The sequence below is a fragment of the Chthonomonas calidirosea T49 genome, assembly GCF_000427095.1.
Lineage (GTDB): Bacteria > Armatimonadota > Chthonomonadetes > Chthonomonadales > Chthonomonadaceae > Chthonomonas > Chthonomonas calidirosea.
Genome location: NC_021487.1, coordinates 2344181 through 2357918 on the forward strand (window position 1 = coordinate 2344181; position 13738 = coordinate 2357918).

At 55.2% G+C, this 13738-nt stretch carries 10 protein-coding genes; 7 read left to right on the plus strand and 3 right to left on the minus strand.

From position 1 onward, the window contains the following. Positions 1–3: 3 nt before the first annotated feature. The 3 genes from CCALI_RS09740 to CCALI_RS09750 form a co-directional block, all read right to left on the minus strand. Positions 4–1167 (minus strand): glycosyltransferase family 4 protein, encoded by a 1164-nt coding sequence (locus CCALI_RS09740; RefSeq protein ID WP_155850533.1) that lies wholly within the window; start codon positions 1165–1167, stop codon positions 4–6. Positions 1168–1651: 484 nt separating this feature from the next. Further along, positions 1652–2440 (minus strand): sugar phosphate isomerase/epimerase family protein, encoded by a 789-nt coding sequence (locus CCALI_RS09745; protein WP_016483315.1) that lies wholly within the window; start codon positions 2438–2440, stop codon positions 1652–1654. A 206-nt stretch (positions 2441–2646) separates the two neighbouring features. Beyond that, on the minus strand, positions 2647–3600 hold the full coding sequence (locus CCALI_RS09750; RefSeq protein WP_016483316.1) for a hypothetical protein: 954 nt from the start codon (positions 3598–3600) through the stop codon (positions 2647–2649). Positions 3601–4121: 521 nt separating this feature from the next. Between CCALI_RS09750 and CCALI_RS09755 the strand changes: the two genes are divergently transcribed. The 7 genes from CCALI_RS09755 (at position 4122) to CCALI_RS09785 (ending at position 13730) form a co-directional block, all read left to right on the plus strand. Continuing rightward, positions 4122–4703 carry an ANTAR domain-containing response regulator gene (locus CCALI_RS09755; protein WP_016483317.1) on the plus strand — a complete coding sequence of 194 codons (582 nt, stop codon included), beginning with the start codon at positions 4122–4124 and terminating at the stop codon, positions 4701–4703. A gap of 57 nt (positions 4704–4760) precedes the next feature. Then, positions 4761–6536 (plus strand): GAF domain-containing protein, encoded by a 1776-nt coding sequence (locus CCALI_RS15265; RefSeq protein ID WP_016483318.1) that lies wholly within the window; start codon positions 4761–4763, stop codon positions 6534–6536. A gap of 137 nt (positions 6537–6673) precedes the next feature. Further along, the gene (locus CCALI_RS09765) at positions 6674–8125 is read left to right on the plus strand and encodes a SpoVR family protein (protein WP_016483319.1); all 1452 of its coding nucleotides are present in this window, start codon (positions 6674–6676) and stop codon (positions 8123–8125) included. A gap of 3 nt (positions 8126–8128) precedes the next feature. Beyond that, on the plus strand, positions 8129–10834 hold the full coding sequence (locus CCALI_RS09770; protein WP_016483320.1) for a tetratricopeptide repeat protein: 2706 nt from the start codon (positions 8129–8131) through the stop codon (positions 10832–10834). Further along, positions 10825–11304: a YkgJ family cysteine cluster protein gene (locus CCALI_RS09775; protein WP_016483321.1), complete on the plus strand. Its 480-nt coding sequence runs from the start codon at positions 10825–10827 to the stop codon at positions 11302–11304. Before CCALI_RS09770 ends, CCALI_RS09775 begins: the two co-directional genes overlap by 10 nt. A gap of 196 nt (positions 11305–11500) precedes the next feature. Next, positions 11501–11965, plus strand: a complete 465-nt coding sequence (locus CCALI_RS09780; RefSeq protein WP_016483322.1) for a hypothetical protein — start codon at positions 11501–11503, stop codon at positions 11963–11965. A 109-nt stretch (positions 11966–12074) separates the two neighbouring features. Further along, on the plus strand, positions 12075–13730 hold the full coding sequence (locus CCALI_RS09785; protein ID WP_016483323.1) for an efflux RND transporter periplasmic adaptor subunit: 1656 nt from the start codon (positions 12075–12077) through the stop codon (positions 13728–13730). The last annotated feature ends 8 nt before the right edge of the window (positions 13731–13738 follow it).

Sequence of the window (13738 nt, forward strand, 5' to 3'; positions counted from 1 at the left end):
TGTTTAGCCTTCGACAAAGGGAAGCAGCTCGCGGTGGAGAATCTCCACAACGGCGGCCGGTGAGAAATAAGTTTCCAAATAGGCGCGTGCCTTCGCTCCAAGCTCCTTGCCGAACTGTCTGTCCTCAAAAACGCGTCGCATAAGCTGGCGCAGATGCGCACACGATGGTTCGGCCCAACGATGCCCTCGAAAGGTGGGGATCTCTGCCGCTGCTTTTTCCGAGACCTCCTGAAGCGTGTAGTCAATGAGGAGGCTGTTTTCAGCGTTCATAAAAGCCGTCATGCCGCTCCAGCCGGTGGCGATCGTGGGACGCTCCATCGCCATCGCCTCCATGAAAGGGCGTCCCCAACCCTCACCCCGTGTCGGTAGCACATAGCAGTCGGCAGCGCGATAGAGGGCCAGCAGTTCCGAGGCGGAAAGGGATTTATCCAATAGCAGGATATCGGGAATGCGTGCTGGGTCGCGTCCTAACTCCTTCACGAGAAAGTTCTCGATCTGCGCGTAGATTTGAGGCACCGTGTAGCCCAAAGAGGAGTGGACCCGCAGCAGCAGCGCTACGTCTTCGTCCGGGCGGAACTCCTCCACGAAGGCCGCGATCAAGACGTCCCATCCCTTGCGCAAGCTCCAGTCGAAGACGGCAAGGAAATGAAACCCGTGGTCGCTTGGCAAAGCCAAGGGAGAGCCTTGCGGGTTATACTGGTCGAGGTCAATAAGGCCGGGCACCACGCGCAGCTTCTCCGGCTTTACACCGGCAAAGGCGAAGGTCTCCCGGTTAAACGCGCTGGGCACCCAAACGGCATCCATACGATTGCAGGCCTCCGCCCAGCCTGGAGGCAGGCGGTCGGTCTCAAACATGGTGCGCCCGATGCTGGCGCGGGCGTCCGGAGCCGGCCTCAGGTGGCTACCGAGAATATGCAGCACATACACGCTACGCGGATGCGGTGGCTTGAGGAGAAGTTGTTGAAGCAGCTGTTCTTGGTGGGGTGGCACTCCCGCTACACGGTCGTTCCAACGAATCTCCCTTGCAGCGATAGGGGCACCATAAGCATGCAGAGCGAAGAGAAAGTGGCGTGCCTCCTCGGCATAGCCGGTGGGGTCGCGCAGAGGTGCATGCCAGAGAATAGGAGGAAAACGGAGAGCTGTGACCGATGGGGCTTGTAAGCTCATGGCAGCAGGCTCGAATGTGATCGAAATAGTGGAAAGCTCTTTTCCATCGTGGTTCCTCCCTAAAATGCATCGCTCTCTTTCTTCTATCGGCACATGCGCACCAGAACCTCAGCTTTTGGCTGGAGTTCTTGCAAATCAAAAAGTTTGCTTTCAGCCCCTACCAGTTACACGTATATTTGGACGGATGTATTCCAAAGGGAACTTATACGATCTTCAAGGCTCTTGCGAGGTAAAAATATGCGGCAATTGGAGTAGGGTGACCATGAACAGAACCTCTCGGACCGCACGGCCGCTCTCGAAAATCTATAGCGAAAGGCGTATTGCTAACTTGCTCTTGTGGCTTCCTGCGAGGGCATTTCAGTCGCACACTCCCTGACGCCTGTGCACAACAGCTAGGGACGGATGTCTATCCGAGCGCAGAGGGCGCTTACAGGGGTGTAGGGCAATTCCACAAGGGTACCCGGAACGGGAGAGCGTCCTACGTCTACGGGCTGCCTTTATAGGCCGCTGCATAAGCGGTTTTTAGGCGAGATAGGGCTGGGGCGGCCAACGTCGCCAACTTGCCTTGAAAGTCGCACTCTATGGAGAGGCGCTTGTCGTAGCCGCATTGGTGGAGAGTGCGGAATAGGGCCTCATAGTCATAGGAACCTGTTCCCGGCGCGTACCGGTGCGTATCTGCGGTATGCACGTGCAGCAGAATGTCGGCGGCCGCGAGAATGGCATCAAGTGGCTCCGCCTCGCACTCCATATGGAACGTGTCGGCAAGAACGCCCACTCCAGGCCGTGCTACCTCCCGAGCATACGCCGCGCCTTCGGAAACGAGGTTAAGAACGTTACACTCTCGCCGGTTCAGCGGCTCAATGGCCACCTTCACGCCGGTACGCTCCGAAGCGTCTGCACAGAGATGAAGGAAGTCCAATAGCTGCTGTCGCGCGACCTCGCGGTCGAACCCATTGGGGATATGGCGGGCACCTCCGCTTCCAAACACGATGATCTCTGCCCCTAGGAGGGCGGCTCGTTCCAGAGCGGTGTTCACATAGCGGCGCAACCGCGCAAAGTCCGCCTCCGGCCCCACAATTTTGCCCGAACGCACGAACGAGTTGAACGCTTCAACCGGTAGAGGCATCTGCTCTATGCGATGCCGATGGGGTGACCATGCGCTGTCGTCCGTTTCCGGCGCAAGGTCTCCAGCAACGGAGAGCTCAATATAGTCGTAGCCTGCCTCCGCCAGAAGCGGGGCCGCATCCACACCAGCACACACACCAAACCGCATAGCTATCGTTCTCCTTCCTAACGATCCTCGATCACATTGTCGCCCTTGCTTCTCTATCTAGCCATCGTTTGCGCTTAGCGAGCTGAAAGCGACTTCTCTAAAAGGCGCGCGGCGACTCGATTCCCTTGAATAGGCCGATTCAGAAAGCTTCTCCTGTTGAAATTGTCTTTGTGCGCCCTATTTGTGGAGAAAGTAGATGGCGAGCCCTAAAAACACCACGAGGGCCAAACCGGCGTAGAGCAGGGCGAAACGCTCACTTCGGCTATAGCGAAAGGCGCGCCAGTTGACGGCGATGACGACCACCGCGATGGGAACCAGCGCCGGAAGATCGGTCGAAAACAAAAAACGAAGGCCAAATAGCCTGTAAGCACGACGAGTAAGGCGATGATGGTGGCACGATAGGCGCGAAGGCTCATGCCAAGACGCTGAAAACAGGCGAAAAAGAACGCCACAAAAAGGAAGTCGGCAAACCCGACGGCAAGTTGCATGGGGGCGGCACCCCGCGCCGAGGTTGGAAGTTTGGCTGTGAGCGTGGCCATGGCCGCCTTTTGGAGAACCGCTTGCCCTTTCGGCGCATGGGTGGCTTGAGTTACCACACCACCCCCAAATACGGTGAAAATATCCACGAGTGCGAGTGCAACGGAGATAGGTAACAGCATTTTGCGTTCGCGCACGAGGCGCGATAGCCAGTGACCGATGCAGCAGGCGCACCAAATAAGCAGCAGCGTATCCGCTCCTGGAATGAAATGGGAAAGTAGGAAGTACGGCAAGGTCACCATAAACACCCATTTGGGAAGCGGAAGAACGGTCTGAAGGACACCGAGCAGAGGTCTTGGAAGAAAGAGCGCAAAAGAGAGCACCGTGTTAAGGAGGAGGGCTTTGGGCGAGGACAAAGCGCTGACAAGGCCGATGGCGAATAGGAGGGTCAACGGCAGGGCTAGAAGGGTAGAGAGCAGAATGTAGAACTCCGTGTCTGGCAGGTAGGCGGCAAGCAGATAGAGGCCTACAAGCCCTAGGGCGCCTAAAAGAGCAAGCCGCGTCCCCTGTTGGGGAGGGAGTGGCTGTGGCTGTTCTACCTCTTGGGACGGCGGTGCTACCGCTTCGGGTTGAAGGGCACCGTCGTCAGAAGGAAATTTGGATGTATCACCTGCCTTAGACAAGGAAAGCTCCAACAAGGGATTTCTTGCTCATTGCTTTGGGAGCGCATAAGCGATTCACACCATCGTCTCTGGTCTATTGGATGTGGCAACTTTTAGAAGCGTAGAGCTCGATAGCTTTTTTATTATAGAATGCTCCGTCAGATACGTCAAGTCTCTTTTGGCGGTGAACTCGACCTCTTTTCCCACGTATCCCTAGAATAGAAGTCTATTTGAGGTATAATAGATCCAGAGGCCGATATTTTGAGGAGCGCTCTGTTCGCATAGACCGACTCCTTTGATTTGGATGGTTCGTGCCGTTGCCGACAGTTTAGATTCCTCAGTGCAGAGGCATCTAGAAACGAAGATCTTTTTACCCGCCTACACCCCTCCTTTTCCTTTGTGTGCCCCGCCCTTATAGATCTCTATGATAAACAAAGGAGTGCCTTTATGAGAGGAGGGCTATGGGCATCTACCGTTCTCTTCATTCACTCTCAATCCCGTTTGGGCCTAAGGCCTCATCAATCTTGTAGAAGGAGCCTACTATGAGCGAAAGCAGACTGCGAATCGTAATAGCCGACGATGAGCCGATCATCCGGCTCGACCTTAAAAAAATGCTAGAAGATAGCGGTTATGAGGTGGTAGGCGAGGCGGGCGACGGTATACGCGCCCTGGAACTCGTTCGCAACCTCAAGCCGGATGTGGTAATCCTCGACATCAAGATGCCGGAAATGGACGGCATAGATGCTGCGCGGGTGATCACGGAGGAGAAAATAGCGCCGGTGCTGCTACTGACGGCCTATAGCCAAATTGATCTCGTAAATCGCGCAAAAGATGCCGGAGTCTACTCCTACCTCGTCAAGCCATTTAAACAGGCCGATCTCATGCCACAGATCGAGGTGGCCGTAGCCCGCTGGGAGGCCTACCAAAAGATCGAGGAACAGGCTGCAAGCCTAGAGGAGAAGCTAGAGACGCGCAAGGTGGTAGACCGCGCCAAAGGCATTCTCATGGATCAGTACGGTCTGAAGGAGCAAGAGGCCTTTCGACGTATACAGGTGCAGAGCATGAACACACGCAAATCCATGCGCGAGATCGCGGAGGCCATTATCATTGCCCATAACATCTAGCGCAATGAACCTCTGCCCCCATCGCTGCGTATCGGAAATGTAGGAAAGGAGGCCTTTATGCGCGAGAGAGCCTATCGGTTGCGCACGCCCCGCTCGCGCCGGCTCTTTGCCGCGCTACGGCGCAGTGACGACCCGGATGTAACCCTCTTACAGGAGGAGCTAGACCGTAGGGACCGTCAATTGCGCGAAGCGCATCTGCTTATCGAACAGCTACGTGCGGAGCTAGAAGAGAAAAAAGAGGAGGCCGACGCCCTACGACGCGTGGGTGAGGCCACGGGTTCCGCTTTCGACCTTGAGGAGATGCTGAAGGTCACGGCGGATATCGCTACCCGCATCACAGGAACCGATTCGTGCCAGGTCTACCTGTTCGATCCCGACCGGCAGGAGCTGGTGTTGCGGGCAGCCGACGAAAGCCTGCGCGATCTGGTGGGGAAGATACGCCTCAAAATGGGAGAGGGCATTACCGGTTGGGTTGCCCGTGAGCGCAAGCCCGTGCTCGTTAGCAAGGACGCCTACAAAGACCATCGCTTCAAGTTGTTTCCGGAAATGCACGAGGGCGAGTTTCAGTCCATGCTTTCCGTGCCCCTTGTCACTCGAGGCGAGATATTGGGCGTCATCAACGTGCGCACCCGCCGCCCACGAGAGTATACCCGCAACCAGGTACGACTTCTTTCTGGCATCGCAAACCAGGTGGCCGGGGCTATCGAGAGGTCACGCCGCTTTCGGCAGCTCGAACGCCATGCCGTTCAGCTGCATTCGCTTTCCGAAGTCAGCCAGGCGATCACCTCTAACGTCTATCTAGAAGAGCTGCTTCATCTCTTTGTGAATATGGTGGCCCGCACCATGGGCTACAAAATCTGTACCGTCATGATCTTAGATACCGCTCGTAACGAGCTGGTGATCAAGGCGACGCAGGCGGAGAACCAGGAGTATATTGGCAAACCGAACCTGAAGGTGGGCGAGAGCATTGCTGGGAAGGCCGTTGCCGAAAAACGCATTCTAACCGTGCTCAATGTACAGCAAAGCCCCGACTATGCCTCGCCGGAGATCGCACAAAAGGCAGGCGTTGTCTCATTGGCCAGCGTGCCGATGATGTTGCAGGGCAACGTCATCGGCGTGCTCAACTGCTATACGGCTAAAGAGCACGTTTTTACCAAAGAGGAGTTGGCCATTCTTCAGGCGCTGGCCACGCAGGCAGCCCTCGCGGTGGAACATGCCAAGCTTCTTGTGCGTTCCGCTGTTATCCAGGAGATGCACCATCGTGTGAAAAACAATCTGCAGCAGATCGCTAGCCTTGTTCGCCTCGAAATGCGCTACTCCAAATATACCACCGTGGAGGACGCTCTTAACGATACGCTCTCCCGCATCCTTGCCATCTCCAGTGTGCACGAACTGCTCTCTCGTGATCTCGATACGGTAAGCATCAAAAAGGTAGCCGAGTCCATCCTTAATGCTACCAAACAGAGCGTGGTGCCGCCTGGCAAGATCATCCACTCTCAAGTAGAAGGCGACGATTTCTTGCTGCCGTTAAATAAGGCCACCTCCATGGCGCTCGTGCTCAATGAGCTGGTTCAAAATGCGGTGGAGCACGGCTTTAAAAACATTCATGAGGGGCGCATCGAGATTTTGCTGCAGGAGCAGCCCGACTGTCTGTGGCTACGTGTCACGAACGACGGCGAGCCGCTTCCACCGGGGTTCAGTATTCGAGCGGAAGACAGCCTTGGGCTCTCTATTGTGGAGACATTGGTGCGAGGTGACCTCAACGGCACCTTTAGTCTTGAGAACGCTCCTGATGGTCAGGGAATTGTTGCTACCGTACGTGTGCCCCGCTAGTTGGGTTTGACGAGAAAAGATACAAGGGAGGCAGCCAAGTTTCCGACAATGAATAACATGAGTCGTGTTTACGTATGATACGTAAAGATATACGCCGCTTATTGGCTTTGCTCTTTTGAGGAGAGAGGGAGACGTCTATGGATCGTGCAGAGCGTGCCGAACTGGAAAGATGGATAGATATCATTACTCAGAAAGCTGCGGAGCTTGGACTAGATTTCTATCCGGTGCACTTTGAGGTAGTGCCCGACCATGTTATCTATGAGTTAGGAAGCTATGGACTTCCTGCTCGTTTCTCGCACTGGACATTTGGCCGCGACTACCATATTCAAAAAACCATGTATGAGTACGGCATGGCCAAAATCTACGAGATCGTCTTCAATACCGATCCCTGCCAGGCCTTTTTATTAGAGAGCAACTCCATGCTCGCACACAAGTTTGTTGTGGCTCATGTACTAGGCCATAACGACTTTTTTAAGAACAACGTCTATTTTGAACAGACCGATCGGAAGATGATCGAGAAGGTGCGCTTGCACTCCAACCGTATTCGTCGCTATGAAGAGGAGTACGGCCCGTTGGTGGTAGAGGAGTTTCTCGATGCGGTGCTCTCCATTGAGTATCACTTCGACATCCATGCAACGGCGCCTTTCCACCGAAAGACCCCAGAAGAGTACGAGCAGGAGCGACGGCACCCTACGCGGCATGCTACCGAGTTCGACGATCTCTGGAATATTAGTGAGGAGCGAGCACTTCAGCCCGAGCCCGCCCCTACCCGACGTATTCCCCCCGAACCCGATTACGATCTGCTTGGCTTCCTGCGCGACTATGCGCCAGAACTCGAACGATGGCAGCGCGACATTTTAAGCATGATCCGTGAGGAGATGCTCTACTTTGTTCCCCAAATGCGCACCAAGATCATGAACGAGGGATGGGCTTCCTATTGGCATGAGCGCATCCTTTCCGAGATTGACCTTACCCCAGAGGAGCATTTTGAGTTCCGTCGAATGCACTCGGCGGTGCTATCACCAAGTTCCCGCATGTCGCTGAATCCATACTATGTAGGCTATACTATTTTTAAAGATATCGAGCGCCGTTGGAACGGTGAACCAGACCCCGACTATCCGGAAACGGATTGGAGAGAGGCTCCCCTAACACGTCCTCAAGGCGAAGGGCTTCAGAAGATATTCGAGGTGCGACAACTTGAGTGCGATACCTCGTTCCTTCGGAAATACCTCACCGAGGGGTTGGTCAAGCGTCTAGACCTGTATACCTATAAACAAGAGGAAGTCAACGGCGAACTTGTGTGGGTTGTTCAGGAGACGGATTGGCGCAAAGTGCGTGATACTCTTCTGGACAGTATGACCAATTTTGGTATCCCTGTTATCACCGTGGAGGATGGGGACTATCAGCGACGTGGTGAACTCCTTCTCAGACACCACTACGATGGCAAACCCCTAGATAAAGACTATGCCCGCCGAACGCTCCGCTACATCTACCAGATTTGGAAGCGTCCCGTGCATATTCAGACCGGACCGGGGGGCGAGGAGATGATCAGTTGGGATGGGAAGGAGCTTATCGAAGAGCCAGCTTAGGGCATGGAGAACGACGGTTACCGCTATTTGGCTTTCCTCTTTACCGATATTGAGAAAAGCAGTGCACTGTGGGAGCAGCATCCCGATGCGATGGAGCGTAGCCTTGCCTGGCACGATGCTCTTTTAAGTGAGATCATCGAGCGACACCAAGGCTGCGTGTTGTCTCGTGAGGGTGATTCCTTTCGGGCTGCCTTTGAACATCCACTTCAGGCCATAAGCGCCGCGTTAGAAGCCCAGATCGCCTTTGTAGAAAATGCGAAGCGCTCTACCGAATCGAATAGTACATCCCCATTTTTACCGCTGCGCGTGCGCATGGCTTTGCATTGCGGCGAGGTGTATTGTCAAGATGAGCTATTTATTGGCGCATGCCTTCAGCGGGGAGCGCTGCTTGTGTCGCTGGCTTTCGGCGAGCAGATTCTCCTTACGCGCGCGATACAAGAGCATTTGCAAGGGGCTCTCCTGCCAGACGAAGTAAGCTTGCTGGATTTAGGGCTGCATCGTCTGAAAGACCTAAGCCAGCCGGAGCCGCTCTTTCAACTCTGCCATCCGAGTTTGCCCGTGAAGTTTCCCCCTCTTGTCTCATTGGAGGCGCAGAAGACGAATCTACCCGCCCAAATCACCCACTTCGTAGGACGTGAGCGCGAATTAGAGGAGCTTAAACAACAGCTGCGGCCCCTTCCTCAGCCCTCACATCGCTTGCTTACGTTGACAGGGCCGGGCGGTGTGGGCAAAACGCGCCTCTCCCTACAGGTTGGGGCAGATTTGCTCGACGATTTTTCGGATGGTGTGTGGGTTGTGGAGCTGGCAACGCTTAAAACGCCACAACTTGTGCTCAATACCATTGCAAGCGTATTCGGCATTCGGGAAGAGGCAGGCCAGCGACTCCAGGATGCGTTGTGCGACTACCTCCGCCCCTTACGCTTGCTTGTTATTTTAGATAACTGCGAGCATCTTCTCGTCCCTGGAGCTGATGGAGAAGGTGCCGCGCGGAGCACTATGGGGCTTGAATGGGTCGAGTGGATTCTCGCTCGTTGTCCTCAAGTCGTTTTTTTAGCCACCAGCCGTCAGCCTCTTGGGCTTGCTGAAGAGCATATTTATCCTCTCTCTCCGCTCTCTTTTCCGGAGGACGCGGAAGTGTCGTTAGAGCAGCTTCTGCAGTACGATGCGGTACGTCTCTTTGTGGAGCTGGCCGCCCATGTTCAGCCCAGTTTTCGGCTTCAGCGCTCAAACGCTCCTCATGTCGTCTCTATTTGTCAACAGGTGGATGGCATTCCTCTTGCGCTTGAGCTGGCCGCGGCACGCCTCAATATCCTCTCTGTGGTGCACCTCGCCGAACGTCTTCAGCAGCGTTTGCATCTCCTCAGGCATGGCAACCGTGTAGCTTTACCACGGCAACAGACGCTTCGTGCCCTCATTGATTGGAGCTACGAACTTCTCGACGAACGAGAGAAGTTGCTTTTTTGTCGGTTAGCCGTTTTTGAGGGAGGGGCGACGTTTGAGGCCATCACACAAATCTTGGACGATGAGCCTCAAATTACCGAGCTTTTGAGTGCTTTGGTAGCCAAATCGTTACTGATATGCAGCGTCTCAGAACATGCCACGCGCTTCCATATGCTGGAGATCATCCGCGAATACGCTTGGGAGAAGTTTATCGCCTTGCCCGAAATGGAACGTGTGCGCGAGCGACATAAGGAGTGGTATCTAAATTTTGCACAGTCAAAATTAGATGGGCTTTACGATGAGCGCACGGCGGAAACTCTGTTGCTGTTTGATGCCGAACATGCCAACTTTCGCGCTGCGCTTGCGTGGTGCGTTCATCAGAAGAATGTTATAGATGAACTGCGCTTGGTTAACGCGTTGCAACGGTTCTGGCTCGTGCGTGGGCACCTCAGTGAGGGTTTCATGCGCCTTAGGGAGGCCCTAGATCGTGCGAAGGATACGCAACCTTCCGAAAGACGCTATAAAGCCTATGTAAATGCCGGAATACAGTGCTGGGCTTCTGGCAACTTTTCAGAGATGTCGTTCTACTTTGAGCACGCTATCGCGGAAGCGCGTGTGCTTCAACATGCCACCTATACAGCGACCGCTCTGGCCAACTATGCCGCCGCACTGATCTATTGCGATCAGATGGAAAAGGCGCGAGCGCTCCTCGAAGAGGCCTATGAAATAAGTTCCCAGGGGGACGATCAGGAGCTAAAGGCGGCATACTTAGGCTATCTAGCCGTCGTAGCCAAAGAGGAAGGCAACTACGCGAAGGCCGAGTTGCTCTCTTTGGAAGTAAGGAAGGAATGGGAGCGTTTGGCAAATCCGCTTGCGCTTGCCTCGACTATCAACAATTTAGGAATCTGTGCCCGGGCACAGGGCGACTTAGCCAGGGCGCGCGCCTTTGCTCAGGAGGGTCTTTCGCTGCGTCGGCAGATAGGAGATAAACACGGATTTGGATGGTCTCTACTTGCTTTTGCTGAATTAGAGGCAGCCTGCTGCCGCTACGACAGGGCGGCGCGTCTTTTTGCTGCGGCTGAAAGGGCATTGGTGCATGGCTCGCCTCTAACCCCCTCCGAAAAGCGTGATTATGAGGCGCACCTTAAGCAGACCAAGGAGGCTTTAGGAGCCGATCTCTTTGCTCGCTATTATCGAGAGGGAGAGGCGATGCCGCTTGGGGAGGCCATTGCCTATGCCCTGGAGGAGAATGAGACTCCATGTCCCTAGACCACCGCTCGTTAGCCACACGTTTGAATGGCCTTATTTGGCTCGAGGTGTGCAACGGCTGTACCCAGTGTAGCCTCCGCTGTGCTGCAGGCACGCAGGCTTCACGCGCGGAGTGGGAGGCTATACGTCGCTATGTGGCGCAACTGAGTGCTTCAGAACGCGAAGCGTTTGAACAGACGCTCAAGCAGTCAAAACAACAGTCACTCGGCGATGGCATAGAGGTAACCCTGTGTCGTTTTTTGGATAGGAAGACCAACCTCTGTACCATTTATCCGGTGCGTCCACTGGTATGTCGGCTTATGGGGCATGTAGAGTGGCTGCCGTGTCCTATCCACAAGATAGAGCACCCGATGCCACGTGCAGCCGCTCTTGAGATTTTGGAGGTCTACGCCCAGACCGAGCGCCATTCTTTTGAGGAGTGGGAGCAGATCGCGCCGTTGTTGGATGGCGTGGCAGACAGTAGAACCTAGGCGGCGGTTGCCTCAAAGTATCTTACCCATCCTTCAACGAGATATCGTTGAGAGAACACATAGTGCCAAGAGAGTTGACTGAGGCCAACGCTCTCCTCCTCGACAGGCGTCTCCAACATGGAGGAGAAACGTTTTTTACAGGTTCAAGTGTATAATACTGAGTTGGGTAAGCGGCTTTCGCGTTGAGAGGAACCCCATGCGGGCCAACGCCTTTTTCAACAAACTGTGCCTGTTTTTCAGCTTGGTGTTCGCTTTAACACCAGGTTTACCAGCGCTCGCCTCCTGGCAATGTACCGATGGAACCCCTTGCGCTCCCCACTGCTTTGCGAAGACCTCGTCCTCATTAGGAGCACCATGCTGTTGTGGGCACATCATAGCACGTTGTCCGCATTGTAGCCGCCGTCTGATCGAGCCGGCTGCTTCCGCAAAGCCGGCGCCGGCTTTAGGCGCGCAGCGCTGTGTGCAGGTTGTGCAAAAGCGTTCGTTGGCGGTAATCCTCCTTCGCACTGTGCCGCTACAGGTGGCAAACTACGTTCCTTCCTATCGTATCCCACATGCGCCTGCGACTATTCGCTACCTCGCGTTTCCTTCAACCTCCGTTTTCTCCCTATGGCGTTTTCTGCGTCCCCCTCCTAATCGTGCTCCTCCCTCCTCTCTCTAGCCTATCGCTGAAGTTTCTGCCTAGGACAACCCGCTGAGTGTCTTCTCGTTGCTCAAGAGGGTTGAAAGGACAGTAAACACTATCTTGATGCTAGAAAGAGGAAGGGAAAATGAAGCTGTTTTGGTGGCTGCTTATCGGGGCTAGCCTCTTTGTGGCCTACACGGCCTACCGAATGCGCCAGGCTGGTTTACGCCTGCACCTAACGCTGCGCCAGCTTGTTACGGGATTGCTGGGCACACTTTTGCTACTCGGTGCGCTCTTTCTCGCCCATTGGGTCGTTGCAAAGCATACTGTGCCAGGACATATGAGCGTTATCGAGGCACAAGCCATGGATATGTCGGCCATGCATGCCCCAGAAGGCGCGGTGCCGGTGGCTGTCTTCACTGCGCGCTATGCACCCTTTGACGCCTCTGTGCGCTATGCGGCCAACGCTGTCGCCTATCAAGAAGATGCGATCAACCCGCGTGTAACTGGCCTATTGGAATGGATGCCCTTCTACCCCAATATGCCGGTTCATAAAGGACAGGTGTTAGCGCGACTCGATACAGCCGAGTTACGCACCAAGCTGGCCGCCGAGGAGGCCGCTTTGGCAGAGGCTGAGCATGCTGTGTTGGAGGCCCAAGCGCAGTATCGTCAGGCCGAGTCGGCTTACCAACAGGCACAAGCTCAGGTGAAACAAGCTCAAGCACAAGAAAGAGAGGCTCAGGCCGACCTGACGATAGCTCAACAAGACCTGATGGCGCATCACGAAGAGGCCAAGATCGCAGAGGCCAACCTCGATAGCGCTCTGGCCCAGCGCGATGAAGCCCAAGGACGCCTTGCGGCCGCCAAGGCGAACCTAGCTTACTGGGCTCGACAAAAGCAACGCGATAACGACCTACTTGCGAAGGGATTTCTCTCTCAACAGCAGGCGCAGCAGGATGAGGTGCAGTTTCAGAACGCGACTTCGGAGGTCGCCGCCGCCACAAGCCGCTTACAAAGCGCCGAAGCTGCCATTCGCTCGGCCAAGGCGCAGCAGGCTCAGGTGCAGATCGGGCTGCAGCAGGACGAAGCGATGATCGCCCAAAAACAGGCGGCATTGCAGGCCGCTCAGGTACAAGTGCAGCAGGCACAACAGGGCGTATCCGCTGCGAAATCGGCGCGTGATGCCGCCCAACAGGCGGTTGTTCGCCAAGAGGCTGCTGTAGCCCAGGCAAAAGCGCAACTTCGAACAGCGCAGGTGATCTTGGGCTACACCACCCTGCGGGCAGATTGCGATGGCGTAGTTACGCAACGCCTTATTAGCCCTGGCACGCTTGTGCAGCCTGGGCAGACCATCCTGATGGTAGATCAGATAGACCCTATTCGCGTGCAGGCCCAAGTGGCTCAAGAGGATGCCGAGCGGCTGCATGTGGGCGATCCTGTGCTCATTCGTACTAGCGGACCACATCCGCTTGTCTACCGGTCCCACCTATCGGCCATCTTTCCAAGCGCCGATCCGACCGCCCATACCACTATCGTGGAAGCCCTTGTTGCCAATCCGAATGGCCTCCTACACCCTGGCGACTACCTTACACTTCAGGTGATCTATGCCAAAAGCGCTCGTGCGCTTATTGTGCCCTCTTCGGCCATTGTCTATCAGCCGCAACCTACCAGTCCCATTCTTGCGACGAAGGCTACGCCAGCTGTATGGGTTATGCGGCGTGGACGTCCTCAGCGCATCGTCTACACCTGCACCATGCATCCGCAAGTACAGCTGGATCATCCAGGAAAATGCCCCATATGAGGCTGGCC